Genomic DNA, 20,020 nt, shown 5'->3' with positions numbered 1-20,020 from the left:
GAAGGAATTCGGACGCGCCGGCATCCGGCGCACGGGTGAGGCACGGCGTCAGCGGTAGCGCCGCGGCACCGTCCAGGGGCGGCCGAACTCGGTGTTGTACGACTCCGGATCGAACGGGCTGTCGCCGCCGGCGGGAAAGCTCGTGAGCTCGCCGAAGACGACGCGACCGTCGACGTCGTACAGATCGACGCGCACGAAGTCGGTGCCCTCGCCGAGCCGCTCGGCGATGCTGATCATCTCGTCGAGATGCGCCGGCCGCGAGCGCTCGGGATCAGCCCAGGGCGGGCCGCCGCTCATAGGGATGCGGCTCCAGTCGGGTCGGAAGAAGTCCTGCGTGCGACCGCCGAAGCGTCCGCCGTCGACCTGGATGAAGTGGCATCGCCCATGGAAGACGAAGAATTTATAGTCGTCCGGTATGCCGCCGTCGGCACCGACCAGGAACTCCTCGACGATGACTCGGCGCGGCACCTGCCCGTAGACCCACTCGCGATTCGGGCCCTGACCGTAGAGCTTGGTGAGCCAGCTCGCGGCGATCGCCGCGAGGTCGTGCGGGTTCGCGAACTCCGGGCGCACGTGCCGATAGACCCACCCCCAGCGCGCTTCCGGAAGCCGGGCATCCGCGGAGGCGGCGGCCGACATGACGATCGCAGCGCCGCTCCCGTGCGTCGGCTTCACGACGTAGGCATCGGGCCAGTCGAGGTCCAGCAGGCTCTGCGGATCTTCGACGATCGCGTACGCGCGAGGCAGGTACTGCTCGCCGATGACCGCGGCGACGTGGTCGCGCACGGCGGCCTTGTCGGCGAAGGTGACGATGAGGCTGCGGCGGTCGCGCAGCATCTTGTACCGCACCTTCTCACGGAACGTCGTCGGATTGCGTGTGCGCCACAGGCGCAGCATCCGGACCAGCCGACTGCGCTCGCGCCAGCGGACGCCATGATGGCGAGGTGTCACAACTCGTCGAGGTCGTCTTCCTCGTGACTGATCGACTTCGCCTCGAGGAACGCGCAGAGCTCGGCGGCGACGTTGAATTCTGCGGCGAGCGAGTGCATCTGGATGCTGCTGAGATTGGTGAAGTCGGGCTGCGGTTCGATGGTGATCCGCCAGCGGGCATCACCGATCTCGATGGGCTCCATGAACACCGACACGGAAGAGTTCGCGAGGGGCACGACGACGAGCCCCGTGTCCGATCCCTCCGAACCGTCCTGCACGAGGACGCGGATGAGCTCACCCGCTCCCCGCTGCTCGTGGAACTCGCCGAGCCAGCGCTCGAGCGTCTCCTTACTGCGGAACGGCATCAGGCTCCCAACGGGCCGAGGGCGGATGCGCGTGATCGCGCGCACTGGACTATAACGGTCGTCGGCTGACCGTTCAGTCCATCCCCACGGCCATATCCGTGAAGCGCGAGAAGTGACCCTGGAACGCCACGGTCACCGTGTCGGTCGGACCGTTACGGTGCTTGGCGACGATCAGGTCGGCCTCGCCGGCGCGCGGGCTGTCCTTCTCGTAGGCGGCCTCGCGGTGCAGCAGGATGACGATGTCGGCGTCCTGCTCGATCGAGCCCGACTCACGAAGGTCGCTGATCGCCGGCTTCTTGTCGGCACGCTGCTCGGCACCACGGTTCAGCTGCGACAGCGCGATGACGGGAACCTGCAGCTCCTTGGCGAGCAGCTTCAGGGCACGGGAGAACTCCGAGACCTCCTGCTGGCGCGACTCGACGCGCTTACCGCTCGTCATCAGCTGCAGGTAGTCGATCACGACCATCTTGAGGCCCACACGCTGCTTGAGCCGTCGGCACTTCGCCCGGATCTCGACGAGCGTCATGTTCGGGCTGTCGTCGATGTAGAGGGGCGCGTCGTTGATACGCCCGCGCGTCGCGGCGACGGTCGTCCAGTCGCGCGAGTCGAGCGTTCCCTTGCGCATCGACTGCAGCGGCACGGCGCCTTCGGCGCTCATCAGGCGCATCGCGATCTCGCTGCGCCCCATCTCGAGAGAGAAGAAGATCGTGGGCGAGTTGTTCTTGATCGCGGCAGCGCGGGCGAAGTCGAGCGCGAGGGTCGACTTACCCATGGCGGGACGCGCCGCGACGACGATCATCTGGCCGGGGTGGAGACCGTTCGTCAGCTGATCGAGCCCCGAGAAGCCGGTCGGGATGCCGGTCATCTGGCCGTCGCGACCACGGGCGGCCTCGATGTCGTCGATGGCCGCGGTGACCGCGACCTCGAGGGGCACGTAGTCTTCGGCCTTCTCGGCGCCGGTGACCGAGTAGATCTCGGCCTGTGCGTTGTTGACGAGGTCGACCGCGTCGCCCTGGCCGTTGTAGCCCATCTGGACGATGCGGGTTCCGGCCTCGACGAGGCGGCGCAGCAGGGCGCGCTCGTTGACGATCGTCGCGTAGTAACCCGCGTTCGCCGCGGTCGGCACGATCGAGGTGAGCGTGTGCAGGTAGTCGGCGCCGCCGGCGCGCTGCAGCTCGCCGTTCTTGATGAGCTCGTCGGTGACGGCCACGACATCGGTCGGCTCACCGTGGGAGTACAGCGAGAGGAGCGCCTCGTAGATGAGCTCGTGCTTGGGGACGTAGAAGTCGGTGCCCCGGAGCGTCTCGATGACGTCGGCGACGGCATCCTTCGACAGCAGCATGCCGCCGAGCGTGCTCTGCTCGGCGAGCATGTCGTGCGGCGGGGTGCGATCGGGTTCGCGCCGTCCGCCGAGCCTGTCGTCAGAGATGTCCGCGATCGACATCCGCACCCCCGCATCCTGGCCTGTGACCGAGCCGGAGTACACGGTATGGAGGGCGTCCGACACCCGCAAACCGGCCTGTGGATAACTCTGTGGAGAGGATGCGGGAAACGCCGCGACGGTTGTGAAGAAGTCCTGTGGAAAACGCCCGGGGATACGTGGAAAGTCCACGAGTAAGTAGGCATTGATCAGGGGTTTAAGTTTCCCCAACCTGTGGATGAAGATCGTGGTTGAAGTCTCACTTGAAGGTTGTTCATCTGGGGACTCACTTGTGTAAAACGCCCGCCTTGTCAAGTCGACTCGGCGCGCCCGGCGCGGCATCCTCAGGACGGGCTCATGACGAACTCAGTGGAACCCTAGACAGTTGCCCGAGACAGGAGTATCTTTCTTCGCCAAGCAGTACCCGACGGCATGGGGTCTCCCGTGCGAACGATGTCGACGCTCTCGGGGGAGGTGATCGCTCGTCATGGCCCAGCACCGCCGTGCGCCTCGCTGGGTGCCGATCCTCGGCACCGGCGTCGGTCTCGCCTTCGCCTGGACGGCGCTCTCCCTCGCACTCGCGCCCGCGAGCTACGCGGCCGACGAAGAGACTGGGCCTCTGCAGGGCATCGTCTCCGCCGTCACCGATCCGGTCGACCGTGCCGTCGAAGACGTCGTCGCGCCCGTGCTCGAGTCCGTGGTCCAGCCCGTGGCCCGCGTCGCAGAGCCCGTCGTCCAGGCTGTCGCCCCTGTCGTCCAGTCCGCTCCTCCCGCCGTCGTTCCGGTCGTCGACCCGGTCGTTCGCGAGGTGGTCGAGCCCGTCGCGCAGAACGTCGTCGCCCCGGCCGTGCAGCCGGCTGCAGGCGTGGTCGAGCCGGTCGCCGAGGCCGCGGCTCCCGTCATCGAGCCCGTTTCGGATGTCGCGGCGCCCGTCACGGAGAACCTCGCGCCTGTCGTCGCACCGATCGTCGGCTCACTGTCTCCGGTGACCGATGCCGTCGGCGCCCCCGTGATTCCCGTGCTCGGCATCCTCGACGGCGCCCTGGCACCCGTCGTGGCGGTGCTCGCTCCGGTGACCGATGCCCTCGCGCCCGTCACGTACGCACTCACTCCCGTCATCGTCCCGATCACGGACGCCGTTGTACCCGGCGGCTCGCAGCCGCTCGTCCCCCTGCTTCCCGGCGAGACGCCGGAGCCCGGAATCGCCACCAGCTCGCCGCTGGACGCGCTCTCCACCGTCGCCCTTGGTCTGGCACGCGACCTTGCTACGTCCACGTCGACCGACGGCCCATTCGGCATTTTCGGCGTCCTGGCGACGTCGGCCGAGGTTCTCGCGCCCTCATCCGAACTGTTCGCCGCGGCGGCCAGCGAGGCACCCGCCGTCGCGGGTCATGCGCTCGCTCTGGGCGCACCGGCGTCGGGTGGCCTCGCCGTCAGCGCTCCGGGCGCGGCCTCGGCCGGCGCCGCCGCTGCCGGAGGCGGTATCGCCGCAGCCCTGTTCGCATTCGCCGGAGCAGCGTTCCTGCTCCCCGGACGTCGCGGACGCCTCATGAACTCGACGGGACCGATCTCGCCCGTCTACCCCACCGACGTCTCTCCTGACTAACGAACGGCCGGCCGCGCTCGAGCGGCACGACCACCGGCGCTCTGCGCCATCCATTCGTCATTCTCAAGGAGAGAACACTCATGAACACCATCGTCTCGCGTGCCATCTGGGGCACGCTCGTCGCCGGGGGGATCACGATCCTCGGCGCCTCGGTCGCCCACGCGGCCGACACCACGGGAGAGGACGGGCTGCTCTCGGGCACCCAAGGCATCATCTCCGTCGACGCTCCGATCACGGTCAGCGGGACGTCCGTCGCCGTCCTCGGTGACGCGCACAGCTCGACGTCGGGCTCGAGCGCACCGGAGTCGGCACCGGCGCCCAGCGGCTCGACGAGCGGCTCGGATGGCGTCGGCTCGGGGTCGCAGGCGCTCATCAGCGTCTCCGTGCCCGTGACCGTCGAGGGCACCTCCGTCGCCGTCGTCGGCGACAGCACGTCGTCGACGGACGGCGGCAGCGCGCCCGTCGAGCCGGCACCCGCTCCGGCGCAGCCCGCTCCGGCACCGGCTGCCGAAACGAACGGCGCGGATGGCGTCGCCTCGGGCACCCAGGTCGTCGCTCCGGTGACGGCGCCGATCGAGGTCAGCGGCACCGCCGTCTCGGTCATCGGAGACGCCACCACCGACACCACCACCGGTGACAACGGCGCTGGCAGCATCGGCGGTTCCTCGGCCGACGCGTCGACCGACGGCACCGAAGGCGTCCTCGGCGGCACCCAGGTGCTCGCCCCGGTCACCGCACCGATCGACCTGAGCGGCACCGCCGTCTCGGTCATCGGAGACGCGACCAGTGACACCACCACCGGTGGCACCACCGCTGGCAGCAACGGTGGCATGACGGGCACCACGCCCGAGGCGACCACCGACGGCACCGACGGCATCCTCGGCGGCACCCAGGTGCTCGCCCCGATCGTCGCACCGATCGACCTCAGCGGCACCGCCGTCTCGGTCATCGGAGACGCCACCACCGACACCACCACCGGTGACAACGGCGCTGGCAGCATCGGCGGTTCCTCGGCCGACGCGTCGACCGACGGCACCGAAGGCGTCCTCGGCGGCACCCAGGTGCTCGCCCCGGTCACCGCACCGATCGACCTGAGCGGCACCGCCGTCTCGGTCATCGGAGACGCGACCAGTGACACCACCACCGGTGGCACCACCGCTGGCAGCACCGGCGGCATGACGGGCACCACGCCCGAGGCGACCACCGACGGCACCGACGGCATCCTCGGCGGCACCCAGGTCGTCGCCCCGGTCACCGCACCGATCGACCTCACCGGAACCGCCGTCTCGGTCATCGGCGACGCGTCCAGTGACACCACCACCGGTGGTAACGGCGGCACGACGGGCACCACGAGCGGCGCGTCGACCAGCGGCTCGGACAGCATCCTCGGCGGCACCCAGCTGGTGCTCCCGATCACTGCCCCGATCTCGCTGACCGGAACCGCGATCTCGGTGATCGGCGATTCGACCACCGAGGTCGTCACCCCGGCCGGCCCGGGAACCGACCCGGGCACGGACCCCGGAACCGACCCCGGAACCGACCCGGGCACCGACCCCGGAACCGACCCGGGCACCGACCCCGGAACCGACCCGGGCACCGACCCCGGAACCGACCCGGGCACCGACCCCGGAACCGACCCGGGCACCGACCCCGGAACCGACCCGGGAACCGACCCCGGAACCACGCCCAGCACGGATGGCAACGGCGGAGCTCCCGCGGTTCCGACCGCGTCGAGCACGACGGACACCGCTGTGGTCGGCACGACGGCCTCGGCAGCGTCGGCTCGCCCGCTGATGCTCGCCAAGACCGGCGGTGAGGCTCCGATGGGTCTCGGCATCGGCGCCCTGGCGCTGACGCTGATGGGGCTCGTCCTCGTCGCTCTGCGCCGCCGCGCGACGGTCTGATCCCGACAGGAGTCAGTTTCGGATACAGCGGATGCCGCGGGCCTCGGCCTGCGGCATCCGCTCCGGCCTGCCCGCGGGGCACGCCATCGACGCGCACGCCACCGCGCCGGGATGCAAGGGATCTGCACCGACACCCCGGCGCTCGGCATCCGCTCTCGGGGTGTCGGCCCGCAAACCTTGCATCCCGGCCCGCGGCACACCCCGGAAACGACGGATGCCGCGAACCCGAAGGTCCGCGGCATCCGTACGGTGCGCCAGGGATTACTTGGCGGCGACCACCTGCAGGGTGATCACAGCGGTGAGGTCGTCACGCAGGCGAATGGTCGCCTCGTGCTCGCCCACGGCCTTGATCGGCGAGGTGATGTGGATCTTGCGCTTGTCGAGGTCGCCCAGACCAGCGGTCTTGACGGCGTCAGCCACGTCGGCGGGCTTGACTGCACCGAACAGACGGCCTTCGGCGCCGGCCTTGACCGACAGCTTGACCTTGTTCGACTCGAGGTTGTTCTTGAGGGCCACGGCCTCTTCGTGGTCGTGGATCGCGCGGGCGTCGCGAGCGGCGCGGATGGACGCCACCTGCTTCTCGCCACCGCGGGTCCAGGCCACAGCGAAGCCCTGGGGGATGAGGTAGTTGCGGGCGTACCCGTTCTTGACCTCGATGACGTCACCGGCGCTTCCGAGCCCGGCGACCTCGTTCGTGAGAATCAGCTTTGCCATGTCGGTGCTCCTTACCGGCCAGCGCCGGCGTAAGGCAGGAGCGCCATTTCGCGCGCGTTCTTGATCGCCTTGGCGATCAGACGCTGCTCCTGCACCGAGACACCGGTGATACGACGGGCGCGGATCTTCCCACGCTCCGAGATGAACTTGCGGAGCGTCGAAACGTCCTTGTAGTCGATGACGCCGACGCGGATCGCCTTCGCGGGGGCCGCGTTCTTCGCGCCCTTCCGCGGCTTGCGGCGGTCGCCGGTTGCCTTTCCAGCCATTGTTTTTCCTTACGAGAGTGATGATCGGATGCCGCTGCGCGCAGCATCCGGAATCCGATTCAGAACGGGGTGTCGTCGCCGTAGGAGGCGCCGCTGGTACCCGGTGCGCTCCACGCGTCGGGAGCCGAAGAACCCGGGGTCGCCCACGGCTCCTCCTGCACCTGCTGCTGCGGGCGCGACTGCTGACCGCCGCCGAAGCTTCCGCCGCCACCACCACCGGAGCCGGATGCGGCGCGCGTGACCTGTGCGGTCGCGTAGCGCAGCGAGGGGCCGATCTCGTCGACCTCCAGCTCGATCGCGGTGCGGTTCTGGCCCTCACGGTCCTGGTAGGAGCGCTGACGCAGGCGGCCGGTCGCGACGACCCGCATGCCCTTGGTCAGCGAACCCGCCACGTGCTCGGCGAAGTCACGCCACACGGACGCGCGGAGGAACAGCGCTTCGCCGTCCTTCCACTCGTTCGCCTGACGGTCGAAGGTGCGAGGAGTCGAGGCGATCGTGAAGTTCGCCACCGGCAGTCCGTTCTGCGTGTAACGCAGCTCGGGGTCTGCCGTGAGGTTGCCCACGACGGTGATGACGGTCTCGCCGGCCATGAGCCTTACGCCTTCGCAGCCTTAGCGGGGGCGGCAGCCTTGCGAGCGGCCTTCGCCTCGGAGCGCGCCTTCTCGGCGGCGACCTGTGCGATGGCCTCCTCGGCGCGCAGGACCTTGGTGCGCATGATCGACTCGCTCAGCTTCAGCTGGCGGTCGAGCTCCTGCGTGGTCTCGCTCGTCGCGGTGAAGTTGACGACGGCGTAGATGCCCTCGTTCTTCTTCTGGATCTCGTACGCCAGGCGGCGACGGCCCCAGATGTCGATGTTCTCGATGGTTCCGCCGTCATTCGTGATGACCTTGAGGAACTTGTCAAGGTTGGGAGCAACCTGACGCTCATCGATCTCGGGCTGGAGAATCACCATGAGCTCGTACTGGTACGTGTGCGTCACTGACCCACCTCCTTCGGACTAGAACGGCTCCCGGGCGTTTCCCGGAAGCAGGAGGGTGTGTAGCACGTGCCCGACCGAGGTCGGACAACCACAACAGCTTACCTGATCGCGCGTGATGCCGCCGACCGGTCACCGGTAGCGTGGGCGCATGGAGTGGATCGCGGATGTCTCGACCGGCGACTGGCTGCGCGAGCGCATCGACGATCCGTGGCGAGGGACGGTCCACGACGTGGTGCCGCGGGGCTTCGAGGCGTACGCGCGCATCCTGCATCCGGCATCGGTTCAGTCGCGTGCGGACGGCGCGCCACTCCCCCCGTTCGACGCGTGGGTCGAGATGCCGTGGCAGCAGTCGCAGCAGGTGGCGGCAGACCTCGTCACCGATCCCGCCACATGGGCCGAGACCGCCGCCGCGTTCGGGACGACGCTGCATCCGCTGGCGCAGTGGGACTCGATCGTGCGCTCGCCCGAGTTCGGCACGAACCAGCGCAGCGCGCCCGACGGCCGGTGGTTCGCCGCACCCGGGATGGGCGATCTCGACCCGCACCACATGGCGGTTCTCGCCCGCGAGCTGATCGGGCACACGTCGACACCGGATGACGTGACCGCGGGCCTCTGGGAAGGCCGGGGCGGCCTGCTCGGGCACCTCGGACGCGCCCCGTCGCGCACGGTCTTCCAGCCCGGCGACCCCGACGACGCGACCCTCGCCCGCCACAACCGCATGCTCGGGTCGTCGATCGGCGACCGCTTCAACAGCGTCTTCCGCAAACCCACCTGGCAGGAGGGCATCCTCTCGCGCGAGATCTCGGAAGGACCACGGCTGAGGCTGCCGGAGTGGGCGTTCGTCCTGTTCCGCGGCGCTGTCGACGAGTTCGCCGACGACGACTGGGAGCTGCGGATGCCGTGGCGCGACCTCGCCGCCGAGGCGATGGGAGCCGTGCCGACGTCGCAGAGCCCGAGCCTGCTCTGGCCCGCGGACCGCGCCTGGGTCATGGTCTCGGAAGTCGACTTCGACTCGACGATCGTCGGCGGCTCGAGGGAGCTCGTCGACGCGATCTGCCGCTCCCCCGAGCTCGAAGCCCTGCCCCTGCCGGCCGACGCATCCCTGTCGTGGGGAGCAGACGAGGTGAATCGATGAGCGTCCCGTTCGACCCCCGGCCCCTGCTCGAGCCGGTGTCGCCCGCCACCGCACGTGCGTTCCGGAAGCATCTGGCCGACAGCGGCCGGCTTCCCGGCGGGTCGGGCACCGCCGGCGTGATCATCGCGATCGTCGTCATCGTCTTCGTCGTGCTGGTGTTCGGCGGAGTCCTGTCGGCCATCGTCGGCGGTCTGGTGGTCGCCATCGGGACGCAGTCGGGTTCCGGTGCGGTGGTCTCGCTGGCGCCCGTCATCCCCCTCGTCATCCTGATCGCGCTCGCGGCGCTCATCCCGTTCTTCGTCCGCCGACAGCGCGCTGCGCAAGCCGCGGTCTGGTACCGGCTCGACGGGTTCGCGCGGGCCAACGGCATGAGCTTCGAGCCGCAGCGGCCCCAGCCCCCGCTGCCGGGCATGATCTTCTCGCAGGGGTCGGGCCGGATGGCATCCAATCTCGTCCGCGGCGACCAGCCGCGTTTCGTCGAGTTCGCGAACTACCGCTACACGACCGGGTCGGGCAAGAACCAGCAGACGCACACGTGGGGCTACGTCGCGGTGCACCTGTCGACTCCCCTGCCGCACATCGTGCTCGACGCGCTCGGCAACAACGGGCTGTTCGGCTCGAACCTCCCCGTCGCGTTCGACCGCGACCAGCACCTGAGCCTCGAGGGCGACTTCGACCGGTACTTCCGCCTCTACTGCCCGCGCGGATACGAACGCGACGCGCTGTACCTCTTCACGCCCGACATCATGGCGCGGTTCGTCGACAACGCCGCGGCACTGGATGTCGAGATCGTCGACGACTGGCTCTTCTTCTACGGAAAGCGCGACTTCTCGACCCTCGACCCGGCCACCTGGTCGTGGCTGTTCGGCGCCGTCGGCGCAATGATCGACAAGTTCGCACAGTGGGAGCGCTGGCGCGACGACCGGCTGGCGGCGCCGGCGGCATCCGGTGCGGGGGCGGCGCCGGGCGGTGCCGCGGAGGCCGCGACCGCTGGGCCGGCTGCGGCGGGACCGGGTGCGGCTGCCGGCTCCGCACCTGCGCTGCCCGTCACGCCGCCGCCGGGACTGCTGCGGCCGCCGCCCGGTGTCGCGGCCCCCGGCCAGCGGCTGAAGAAGAGCGTTCCCTGGATGGCGGTGGTCGTGGTGCTGCTCATCGTCACGGTCGGTGCCATCGGCCCAGTCATCGCCTTCATCGGCGGGATCTTCGCCGCCGTGCGCTGACCCGGTCGGCGGGGCACCCGTGTCGCGCGTTCGGTCGGTCGAGGTCCCATCTGGGCCGGGAATCACCTCCCGATACCCGGCCGAACTGGGACCTCGCCGAGCACCGCCGGGCGAATCCGCGTCAGAGGTAGGCGCGGTGGTAGCGAGGCTCGAGCGACGCCGCGCCCGTGAGAGCGAGCTCGGCACGGCGGGCCCAGTGGGGGTCGCGGAGCATCTCGCGGCCGAGGAGGACGAGGTCGGCGTCGCCGTCGGCGACGATCCGGTCGGCATGCCGCGGGTCGGTGATGACACCGACGGCGGCGGTCGGAACCCCGGCGGCTCGAACCACGGCTGATCCCGGCACCTGATAGCCGGGCGACGGGGAGTACTCTGCACCGGCGACGAGTCCCCCCGACGAGCAGTCGACGAGATCGACCCCGGCTGTGTGCAGGCGCCGCGCGAGCTCAGCACTGTCGGCGGCCTGCGACCCGCCCGGAGCGACGTCGTCGACCGACAGCCGCACGATGAGCGGCATACCCTCGGGCATCTCCGCCCGCACCGCGGCGACCGTCGCGAGCAGGAGGGCCGCCCGGTCGGCACCCCACCGGTCGTCGCGGCGGTTCGTCACCGGTGAGAGGAACTCGTGCAGCAGGTACCCGTGCGCGCCATGGAGCTCGATCGCGTCGAAGCCGGCGGCGATGTTCCGCACGACAGTGAGCTGCTCGAGCCACCGGGCGCGGGGATGATTTTTCAGAGCCTTGCGACGCTGGAGCGGCTTGAGCGCTTCGAGGTTGATGCGTATGCCAAGCCCCTCCGCGACCGCGTATTGGTCAGCAGCGGACATGCCGTCGAGGAGTATCGACACGTCGGAGAAGTCGAGAACGTCGACCAGTACCCAGATCGGGATGACACCGCCGTACTGCTCGGCATGATGGCGAATGAAGGCCGAGCGCTTCGCGGCGCGGTTGACACGCGAGCGAGCGTCGGCGAGCCAGGCCGCGTGGTCGAAGCTCTCGCGGAAGACCGCTGGGTTTTCGTGCGCGAGCGGATCACGAGCACCGAGCACATAGCTGACATGACTCCGCAGCGCGACCTCGACGCGCTCGAGACCGTCATGGACGAGCGTTCGGAGCTTCCTGTCGAACTCGTAGAGGTCGGCGATGGTGGAGAAGGTTGTCCCCGGTAGGAACTCGTCGGTGCGCAGCAAGTTGCCTTGGCCGTCGTTACCGAGCGCGCGGTAGATGTACCAATATCCGCTAAGCCGGTAGTAGTTGACCGCTCGCAGCCACCGTGCGGGATCTCCGTCGATTTCCATGCCGCGGCTGCGCAGTAGCTCGATCTGCTGATCGATCGTGAGGTACTGCTTCACAGAGGGCGACACGGGGCCATTGTCGCAGCCCGGAAAGAAATCCAGCCCACACCGGAGATCCGGGCGGGCTGAACGATTGAGTCCAACGTAACACGTCTCGGGGACATCGGGCGGGGAGAGCGACGAGCACTGGCTTGTCGGCGCCACCGGGGCTGTCCTCTTCTACCGTTCCAGCCCGCGACCACGCGCTGCCTGTCGAGCTTGCTCGGCATCGCGAGCGATGCGTGTGGCTTCCGTGTCGTGTGCAGCGCGCGCGGCGGCTTCGGGGGTGCGTCCGGAGGCCGACCGGGTCGCCGCGGCCTCCTCGGCGCTGTCCGCTGCCGCGTCGGCGGGTGCCGCGGCACGGGGGGTGGGGCGTTCGACGTCGACGCCCCACCAGGCTGCTTGCTCGCGCTGGCTGTCGGTGATGGTGCGGCGGGTTCCGACCATGCCGTCGAGGTCGCGGGCAGCGCCGCCGGCCTTGGCCGTGACGCCGCGGTCTCCGACCTCACGTTGCATCGCACCGACGAAAACTTCCTTCGCCTGCTCGGGAGTTCCGGCGACAAGGTGGAGGGTGTTGGACGCGCGGCCGCGGGTGGCGGAGACGTAGACCGCGGATGCGTTGGACGCGTCGGTGACGATGCCGTGTCCGGCCTGCACTGTTGCGCCTTGGACGCCGAACTCGGTTGCGGCGTACGCGAGGTGGGTGTGCTGCTTGACGTAGTCAGCGGGCAGCTGGACCTTGCGCTTTCCGTCGCTGACGGTGACGGACTGGTCGGGGTGCACGCGTTGGACCTTCCACACCTCGCAGTTCGCCACGCGTAGTTCGGTGTTGTTCTTGCGGGTCATGAGGCGGTCGCCGTTGCGGATGGTGAGCATGTCGCTGCCGGTGACCTCGACGGCGGGCGCGGTGGTGTGGCCGGCCTCGGCGTGGGCGCGCTGGACGAGGGCGTTGAGCGCATTTGCTTCTTCGTTGGTGGCCGTGGCGATCGCGACGGATGCGCCTGCCCGGGCCCGGGCGATCGCGTCGGCGGCGATCGTTTCGTGGGCGGCTTCCATCGTGTCGTGAACGACGAGATTGCCGCGCTCGTAGAGCCGGTCGAAGAGTTCTTCTGGTCGTTCGCGGGAACGCATCTGCAGCGTGAGCTCGGCGTACTGGCGGTCTTGGAAGCGGTGGAGGTCTGTCAGGTCCAGCGGTTGCGGGTGGGCCTCGACGGCCATGTCGAGGACACCGCCGCGGCCGACTGCCGGCAGCTGTGCGCGGTCGCCGACGAGTGCGAGAAGGGCGCCGTTCTCTTCGGCGATTTCGACCAGGGCGTGCGCGATGTCCTGGTCGATCATTCCGGCCTCGTCGACGACGATCCGGGTCTGGTCGTCGACGTGGAAACCCTCGGATGGCCCGTCGTAGGCGCGTTGCGTGAGCGGGTCGATGTCGCCGTGCTGGAGTCGCTTCCAGCGGCCGAGCGCGTCGCGCCGGAACCCGTGTTCGTGGGCGAGCTTGTGCGCGGACGACGCCGGTGTGCCGAGCGCTTCGCCGGCTTCTTGCGCGGCGCGCAGCGTGGGTGCGGCGACGACGAAGCGACGTCCGTTCTTCGCGGCGATCTTGGCCGCGGTCTTGAGCATCGTCGTTTTGCCGGCGCCGGCGGCCCCTTCAACAACGACGAGGGGAGCTTTGCCCCCGAGCGCGCGTGCCGCGTCGGACTGCGCCTGCGAGAGCTTCCCGATCGTGCGCTTCCCGAGGACGAGTTCGGACGCGCGAGCGCGCGCTGCGAAGACAGAGCGGAGCTTCGTTTCGACCTCGACAACACGGTCGGAAGTGATCCAGCGAACCCAGTCGGGGACGTCCTCGACGCGGATATCAAGGCGCCTGAGAGCGTCGGCTGTGGTGGCGGCGGTGGACTTCACCCACGCCTCGATCTCGGGGCGGGACGCGACGACACCCGACTTGCCGAGAACGACACCGATCTCGCCTTCGAGGTCCGCAACGGACCAGGCGGACTTTATCCCTTCGAGGGCAGCGACCGCATGTTCAGCGACCTGCGCACGGTCGACGTCGTCGAGCGCGATTGGCTCTTGCGGCTCGCCGCCGCCGAAGTCCTCGGTCTGCAGCCCGGCGTGCTCCAGCTCGCTGAGCCATCGATCTTCGGCGCGGCCTGGAGCGTGCACCTTCTGAGGACGGTCGATCGCCCATGCCTTCTGATCCCACTCGCGGATCAGGCCGGGGATGGGCTCTTCTCCCGGGTTGAGCTCGCGCCATTCCTGCTCGAGAAGGGAGACGTTGTTCTGCACCTGCAGCGCACGCTTGGACATCACCTCGGCGTGCTGAGCGAGCTCGACGACCTTGCCCGTCGACGCGTCGAAGGTAAGTCCTGCAGAGCGCAGCGCCTGGCGGAGACCGGCGTGCGAGTTGATGACGGCCTCCGCGATCCCGCGGAGCGCGCCCTGCTGCTTGAGAGTCGCGGCGGTGTGAAGGCCGCGCCACTTTCCGTCTGCGAAGACGCGCGTGTTCCATTGCACGTGGATGTGACGGTGGGGGTCACCGGCGCGTGAGGTGCGGTGTACGACGGCGACCTGCTCAAGCCGTTCGACGGGCACGAACTCCTGTGCACCGCGTGGCCCCACGCGGGTGACAGAGTTCTGCGCCATGTAGGTGCCCATCGTCTTCACCGCCTCGGCTTGCGCAGCATCGAGCGCGGCGGAGACTTCGGGGAAGAGGGCCGCGGCGACGGACAGCGACTTGTCGCAGTTGACCGTCATCTCAGCGAACCGCGGCGAAGCAGGCCGGACGACGACGTCGCCGTTCTTGTCGATGCGGACCTCGTCGCGAGGATCGCCCCGAACCTCTCCGGTGAGCGGGTCACGCCAGTCGACCCACGACTGGTACGCGTCGCCGTCGAGCTGCGCCTCAGCGCGCACAGTGCCGGTGGTGTCGTAGGCCGACCATTCGGCGATCGCGTCGCCGTTTTCGAGGTAGTACTCGTCGGCGTGCGAGTGATCCGATTCCAGGTACGCGCGAGCGGTGGAACCGGGACCCCGGTAGAAGACAACACCCCCACGCACGCCGCCAGAATACTATGGGCAAGCCCGTAGCATACGTGCATCTGATTTCAGGGTCTCTCGAAGAGAGGCAAGCTGGAAGCGGATCAGGTGAGATGCTGTCGAGAAGTCTTGGACTTACGGACGTGGCAATACTCGGAGCTTCGCTTCCTCTCAGAGAGAGGTTCGCGGAGATTCGACCTGCGCAACGTGCCCTCGGCAACGGCACCCCGCACCCAACCGGCATACCCAACCAGTCGCCTACAGACCTCACCGCGACGGCCACGCGCACCAGGACCAAGCCGACCGCGAGCTAGGCTGTGCTCCACCGATTTCAGCTTCCGCGGCAATGCCGCGCACCGCCTGTAGCGGGCGTTAGGTTTCGGGGTCAGGGCAGCGTGGGGCGCACCGGTTTCAGCGCCACACGGGTCGCGACGTATGGTGTCGCCCATGGAGCGCAACATCCGCGAATTTGTCGATGCACAGGTCTCCGAGAAGATCGCGAAGGGCGAAGCCCTCGCGCATCGGATGAAGACCGCCGAAGACGCAGCAGCAGCACTCGAAGAAGCCAACCGCGAGGTCACAGCAGCGCGGCGCGAAGCGCTCGCGGCCGGCTGGACCGAGAACGAGCTCAAGCGCCTCGGGCTTGCGCCCGCACGCGCGGCGCGGGCGCGCAAGCGCACCACGAAGCCCGCGCCGGCCGCGCCGAACAACGCCGCCGCCGGCGGCGGCAACGAAGAGCACCCCTACGGTCAGTAGCGTGTTGGTTTCGAGCTCACCACAACGTGGGGTGGTCGAAACCGACAAGGGAAACGGCGCGCGTCATGCGTTCCTCATCCCATCCGTGATCGCGGACAGTGTCTCGCAGACGTCGAGCACGGGCGACGCGATCGGCGCGAGGGAGCGAGGCGAATCGCTCGCTCGTGAAGCGGTTGCGGTGACGGCCGGCACGGGCGGCATCGTCCTGGTTCGCGGCCGCGTCACCGACACGCAGGTGCGACGCGGCTGGGTCGACGTCGACGTGCACGCACAGCGGCACGTCGCACCGATGCAGCAGCATCACATCCGGTGTGAGATTCACGCCGGTGAGGTGTCGGTAGAGGAACCGTTGCGGGCGCATCGTGCGCTGGCCGGCGCCGTCGCCGGCAGTCCAGAACCGGCCGTATCCGTCATCGCCGACAGCGCCGGTCCAGACCCAGCAGTCGTCGCGCCGAGGGCCGCGCACGACGTAGGACCAGAAACGGTCGACGTCGGACATTCGGCCCATGCGGTTATCTCCTCGCAGTGTCTGTACGGCCGAACCTACCGGGCTTGCGCCCGGTAGGCCGAGCCGGCCTCATGCCATCGGGTCGGGCAGCTCGAACAGCTTCCACATCGCCTGACGGAAGTCCTCGATCGACGAGTGCTTCAGCACCACCTCGTCGAACCCCTCACGGGTAGTCACCGACGTGTACCCGGTCTCCATACCGTCCGTGCGCTCGATGATGACTCGCGTCCTCGCGACCGGGCTCCACAACAGCTCCGCCATGTCCCCGTGCTGCGGGTCCATGCCGCCCTGGAAGTAGGGGATCGGCGCGGGCATCGGGGCCTCGTAGGCCCAGAAGTGGAGGGCGTCGCGCAGGGTGCGGAACGTGGTGCACATGGTGAGTCTCCTTCGTTGTTCTTGGTCGGTGTGAGAGCAAGAGAACGAAGCGGCGGAACGAAGTGCCATGACGCAGCGGTAAGCGGACTGAGGAGCGAAGCGACGAGGGAGCATTAAGGAGCGAAGTCGTGGCACGCAGAGACCGAGCGTAGTTATCGTGGCGAAGCACCGATCCAAGAACAACGAAGGAGACGGGACCTCCCACCACGAGCTCAGCGGCTGTGGAACCGTCTTCGCGGTTCTCCGAGACATCGCATGAAGCGGTCCGTATCGACTGTCTGAACGCGCTGCATCACGCCGTCTTCCACGACGTCGCATGTCGGGGCTGCTCGATAGCGTTGCCACGTGACCTGGGCAGAGAAGGAGTGGGTGGACGCCTCGGAGCGTCAGCAAAGCACGATCGCGACCGCCGTCGTAACCGCGTTTCTCGCGGTCGGCGCTGTGCTTTACGGAGTCGGGCTGTTCACCGCGGCCACGAGTGGCAAGGGGCAGCTGTTGATCGCCGGGGGCATTCTCGTACTGCTCGCGACCGCATACGCAGCAATGGCCCTCTTCTCATTCCGGCCGACGCAAGGCGCGCCGGCATCGCAGACGATCTTTCACATCTCGCCGGCTATCTGGGCGGTAGGCGACCCGGTGACGCTCGAAGTGGCCCGCTGCAGCAAGAAGCAGGCGGTCGCGGAAAGGTGGCGGCCGCGACGGGCCCGGCTGGTCTACTTCTTCCGCCAGCGCCCGACGCTCGGGCACGCGCGCGGACAGTCGTTCTCGGGCGGCCGGCACAAGCCCCGCTACCTGTACGAACTCGAGCTGCAGCACCCGATCGACGCGCTATACGGTCGTGGCGCTGTGATCGCCTCTCCCCAGGACGTGAGCGTCGTCGTGGTTGCCCGACAGGAACTCGGCTCGTCCTGGAGAGGCAAAGCTGGCCGCTGACCGAACCAAGAACGACGAAGGGACGGGACCTCCCACCACAGACTCGCCACGGCGACCATGCAATCTCGTCTCCTCGAGGTGGCTCGGAAGCATCTGAGCGGTGAACCACCACCTCAGGCTGGGGGCCCCACCCAGTAGCGATTGCTCGCTAGCTTCCGGAGCCGTTTGTCAGTCCAGAGCGCCGACGCGTCGGCCTAGCCGAGCTACCCAACCTGCCAGCCCTGCGTTCGATCACGCCCGCTAACCCCACCAATAGAGTGATGATGTGTCCATCATCCTGACCGCCGACGTGTTCACCCCGGCGAAGCTACCGACCGTCACCGACGTCGACCGCACGGACGTGTCTAGCGAACTGTCGCGCTGGGTCAACCGAGGAGGCTACTTCGTGTCGCTTCTCGGCACCACCAAGCTCGGCAAGACCACTCTGGTGAAGAGCTTTCTCGCAATGTTACCGAAGGACTCATGGTCGGTGTACCTGCCGGGGCAAAGTCTGGGTAGCGGCGCTGACGATCTCTGGTTGAAGCTTGCTCAACAGCTCCAGATTCCGACGTCGAAGGAGTCTGGTCTGGCGAGCAGTGACAAGACGAGCTGGGGCTTCCTCGCACGTCTGCAGGTGAGCTTGTTCGGTGCAGGATCTGCGGTCCAGAGCAACGTTACGAGTGAGCAGCAGGACAGCAGTTCCTCCGTCCAGAAGTTCAACGTCGACCCGTCGGTCGCCGTCACCGAGGCGGTCGAGCTGCTCCGCGCGAACAACCGGCAGGTTGTCATCGCGATCGACGATTTCCACTTCGTAACCGACGCTGCGGCACGACGAGCCATCGTGCTCGCGCTTCGTCCGCTCGCGGACCTCGGGTGCGCCGTCATCCTCAGCACGATTCCCGGGGGTGAGCTCGACACCGCGTTCTCGACAACGAACACCGGCGGGCGCCGGAAGACCGTGAGAGTACCCCGCTGGGGCGTTGACGAACTCGAGCAGATCGCGACACAGGGGCTCAAGGCGCTGCGCTTGTGGGCCGCGCCGGACTTGATCACCAACCTCGCTGAACAGAGCTTCGGCAGCCCGCAGATCATGCAACAGCTGTGTCTCGACCTCTGCGAGATGGAGAACGGCATCTACCGCAGCGACGAGCGCGCCCCTGTCGAGGAGGTCCGCGCCCCCGACGACATAGACAAGTTCTTCCGGTCCCTGGAGGACGACGAAGCGCTGGGCTGGCTAGCTAAGCTTTCCGCCGGGCCGGACCCGCGTCGTAAGCGTGAGAAGAAGTCGTACCCCACCGACCCACCAGCGGAGCTCGACGGCTATCAGCTGATCATGCAGTCGCTACACGATTTCGGCTCGCCACACGAGCTGCCGCTGTCAGAGCTGAAGCGACACGTGGGCGACCGTCTAAAGATCGACGGCAAGGAGCTCGGCCGACTCGCACTCGAATTGAAGGCTCGCAATCTCGGTCTACTCGCGTCGAAAGACACCACGTCAGCGCTGGAAGCGCAGAACCGCACCGCCCCTGAGGATGCTCTGGATGACGAGAGCGACGACGAGGAGTTCGCGTTTGCCGAGCTCGTCGCAGCAGACGCCATACCTCAGCCAGTCTTTGAGCTGCAGGGCACCGGCATCCAGGCCACGATCCGCATCTTGGACCCGCTTCTCTCATACATGATCAAGTGGCACCCGGAGAAGATCGTCGAGTCGGGACGTGGATGACCGCGAGAGCGGGCCTGCCGCAGCGGGGCAAGGCAGCGCGAAGAAGGGCGTCAGACGCGCGCACATGGTTTCTCGGGGCTACTTGAAGGCCTGGGCAGATTCCCGTGGCGTGATCGAGGTCATCGACAAGCAGAAGGGCGAGAGGTACCCCTCGTCCATCAAGAATGCGACGATCGTCAGCTACGTCTACGACTCTTCCGTTCTCACCCAGGATCTGGAGGCCGAGTTCGCTGCAGTCGAAGATGCCGGCATCCCCGCGATCGACAAGCTCCGCCGCGGCGAGACCGACCTGTCGGCCGACGACATGCACGCCCTGATTGCCTTCCTCGACATGCACCTACACCGGGGACGGTACGCCGATCGCGCCGGCGTGCGGGTCCCAGCCCAGGTCCTGAGAACCGATGGGACAATCGAGGCCGCCGAACTCGCGCTCGGCGATCTCCTGACGCTCGCGCGGGGCCTGGACGACATAGTGCAGTTGCGTGATCTCGGCCTCGAGCACTGGTACTGGCAGATCCTCCTGCAGGAGCGGCCTCTTGCCACTGGTGACGGAGCGGTGATGTTGTGGTCCCCGGCGGAGGGATCGCCCGTGTCGACGGTCACGTTCCCGTTGTCGCCTACGCAACTCCTGGTCGTGGGGGAAGCGCTCCGAGAGCACCTCCCCATTAGCGCAGCGATCGCCAAGAACAGCAAGCGATGGCTCGTGGGGCTAAGGGGAACCCTCAATCTAGCGCGGCATCAGCCTTCAAGCTGACATAAGATCCCCTATCGGTGGCCTCGGCATCGGCTCTGTGTGTCCGGAAGTGTGGTCGATCGTCGAATTGCATCGCCAGCGAACGCA

Annotated in this window: 19 protein-coding genes; 8 read left to right on the top strand and 11 right to left on the bottom strand. The window is 68.0% G+C overall.

The features are described from left to right. Positions 1–48 precede the first annotated feature (48 nt). The 3 genes from CBF90_RS02180 to dnaB all read right to left on the bottom strand — a co-directional run bounded on the left by CBF90_RS02180 (position 49) and on the right by dnaB (position 2,739). Complete coding sequence (locus tag CBF90_RS02180) at positions 49–897, bottom strand: ATP-grasp fold amidoligase family protein (protein ID WP_064955806.1); 849 nt, start codon at positions 895–897, stop codon at positions 49–51. A gap of 50 nt (positions 898–947) precedes the next feature. Continuing rightward, complete coding sequence (locus CBF90_RS02175) at positions 948–1,295, bottom strand: hypothetical protein (RefSeq protein WP_088379794.1); 348 nt, start codon at positions 1,293–1,295, stop codon at positions 948–950. Between the two features lie 73 nt (positions 1,296–1,368). Continuing rightward, positions 1,369–2,739 carry a replicative DNA helicase gene (gene dnaB, locus CBF90_RS02170; protein ID WP_036304736.1) on the bottom strand — a complete coding sequence of 457 codons (1,371 nt, stop codon included), beginning with the start codon at positions 2,737–2,739 and terminating at the stop codon, positions 1,369–1,371. A gap of 463 nt (positions 2,740–3,202) precedes the next feature. Between dnaB and CBF90_RS02165 the strand changes: the two genes are divergently transcribed. Both CBF90_RS02165 and CBF90_RS02160 read left to right on the top strand, forming a co-directional pair. Next, on the top strand, positions 3,203–4,321 hold the full coding sequence (locus tag CBF90_RS02165) for a hypothetical protein (protein WP_088379793.1): 1,119 nt from the start codon (positions 3,203–3,205) through the stop codon (positions 4,319–4,321). An 80-nt stretch (positions 4,322–4,401) separates the two neighbouring features. Continuing rightward, a complete protein-coding gene (locus tag CBF90_RS02160) occupies positions 4,402–6,225 on the top strand; it encodes a chaplin family protein (RefSeq protein ID WP_088379792.1) in 1,824 nt (607 codons plus the stop codon). Between the two features lie 261 nt (positions 6,226–6,486). On the opposite strand, the gene rplI is transcribed toward CBF90_RS02160, so the two are convergent. Genes rplI through rpsF form a run of 4 tightly spaced genes read right to left on the bottom strand, consistent with a single transcriptional unit; the run spans position 6,487 to position 8,157 of the window. Continuing rightward, positions 6,487–6,939, bottom strand: coding sequence for a 50S ribosomal protein L9 (rplI, locus tag CBF90_RS02155; protein ID WP_023953547.1), 453 nt, complete (start codon positions 6,937–6,939; stop codon positions 6,487–6,489). An 11-nt stretch (positions 6,940–6,950) separates the two neighbouring features. Further along, positions 6,951–7,205, bottom strand: a complete 255-nt coding sequence (rpsR, locus tag CBF90_RS02150; RefSeq protein ID WP_023953545.1) for a 30S ribosomal protein S18 — start codon at positions 7,203–7,205, stop codon at positions 6,951–6,953. A 59-nt stretch (positions 7,206–7,264) separates the two neighbouring features. After that, positions 7,265–7,795, bottom strand: a complete 531-nt coding sequence (locus CBF90_RS02145) for a single-stranded DNA-binding protein (RefSeq protein ID WP_023953543.1) — start codon at positions 7,793–7,795, stop codon at positions 7,265–7,267. Between the two features lie 5 nt (positions 7,796–7,800). Next, the gene (gene rpsF / locus CBF90_RS02140; protein ID WP_036305492.1) at positions 7,801–8,157 is read right to left on the bottom strand and encodes a 30S ribosomal protein S6; all 357 of its coding nucleotides are present in this window, start codon (positions 8,155–8,157) and stop codon (positions 7,801–7,803) included. 175 nt (positions 8,158–8,332) lie between these two features. Here rpsF and CBF90_RS02135 point away from each other — a divergent pair, with 175 nt between their 5' ends. Together CBF90_RS02135 and CBF90_RS02130 are read left to right on the top strand one after the other, a co-directional pair. Then, entirely contained in the window at positions 8,333–9,319 is a 987-nt protein-coding gene (locus CBF90_RS02135; RefSeq protein ID WP_088379791.1) for a hypothetical protein, read from the top strand. Further along, a complete protein-coding gene (locus tag CBF90_RS02130) occupies positions 9,316–10,539 on the top strand; it encodes a hypothetical protein (protein ID WP_088379790.1) in 1,224 nt (407 codons plus the stop codon). Before CBF90_RS02135 ends, CBF90_RS02130 begins: the two co-directional genes overlap by 4 nt. Before the next feature lie 121 nt (positions 10,540–10,660). On the opposite strand, the gene CBF90_RS02125 is transcribed toward CBF90_RS02130, so the two are convergent. Together CBF90_RS02125 and mobF are read right to left on the bottom strand one after the other, a co-directional pair. Beyond that, positions 10,661–11,899, bottom strand: a complete 1,239-nt coding sequence (locus CBF90_RS02125) for an Abi family protein (RefSeq protein WP_141097122.1) — start codon at positions 11,897–11,899, stop codon at positions 10,661–10,663. A 150-nt stretch (positions 11,900–12,049) separates the two neighbouring features. After that, positions 12,050–14,926: a MobF family relaxase gene (gene mobF, locus CBF90_RS02120; protein ID WP_088379788.1), complete on the bottom strand. Its 2,877-nt coding sequence runs from the start codon at positions 14,924–14,926 to the stop codon at positions 12,050–12,052. A gap of 426 nt (positions 14,927–15,352) precedes the next feature. On the opposite strand from mobF, the gene CBF90_RS02115 reads away from it, so the two are divergent. Continuing rightward, positions 15,353–15,661 (top strand): hypothetical protein, encoded by a 309-nt coding sequence (locus tag CBF90_RS02115; protein WP_088379787.1) that lies wholly within the window; start codon positions 15,353–15,355, stop codon positions 15,659–15,661. A 16-nt stretch (positions 15,662–15,677) separates the two neighbouring features. On the opposite strand, the gene CBF90_RS18365 is transcribed toward CBF90_RS02115, so the two are convergent. Beyond that, entirely contained in the window at positions 15,678–16,169 is a 492-nt protein-coding gene (locus tag CBF90_RS18365) for a hypothetical protein (RefSeq protein WP_172407772.1), read from the bottom strand. Positions 16,170–16,238: 69 nt separating this feature from the next. Beyond that, entirely contained in the window at positions 16,239–16,544 is a 306-nt protein-coding gene (locus CBF90_RS02105) for a hypothetical protein (RefSeq protein ID WP_088379785.1), read from the bottom strand. Positions 16,545–16,889: 345 nt separating this feature from the next. Here CBF90_RS02105 and CBF90_RS02100 point away from each other — a divergent pair, with 345 nt between their 5' ends. The 3 genes from CBF90_RS02100 to CBF90_RS02090 all read left to right on the top strand — a co-directional run bounded on the left by CBF90_RS02100 (position 16,890) and on the right by CBF90_RS02090 (position 19,933). Further along, entirely contained in the window at positions 16,890–17,477 is a 588-nt protein-coding gene (locus CBF90_RS02100) for a hypothetical protein (protein ID WP_088379784.1), read from the top strand. Between the two features lie 265 nt (positions 17,478–17,742). Next, on the top strand, positions 17,743–19,179 hold the full coding sequence (locus tag CBF90_RS02095) for a hypothetical protein (RefSeq protein ID WP_088379783.1): 1,437 nt from the start codon (positions 17,743–17,745) through the stop codon (positions 19,177–19,179). After that, a complete protein-coding gene (locus tag CBF90_RS02090) occupies positions 19,172–19,933 on the top strand; it encodes a DUF4238 domain-containing protein (RefSeq protein WP_141097120.1) in 762 nt (253 codons plus the stop codon). Before CBF90_RS02095 ends, CBF90_RS02090 begins: the two co-directional genes overlap by 8 nt. Positions 19,934–20,020: the final 87 nt, after the last annotated feature.

This window comes from Microbacterium sp. AISO3, assembly GCF_002204305.1.
GTDB classification, from domain to species: domain Bacteria; phylum Actinomycetota; class Actinomycetes; order Actinomycetales; family Microbacteriaceae; genus Microbacterium; species Microbacterium arborescens.
The sequence above is the reverse complement of the archived record's forward strand: the minus strand, read 5'-3'. Positions and strand labels throughout refer to the sequence as shown.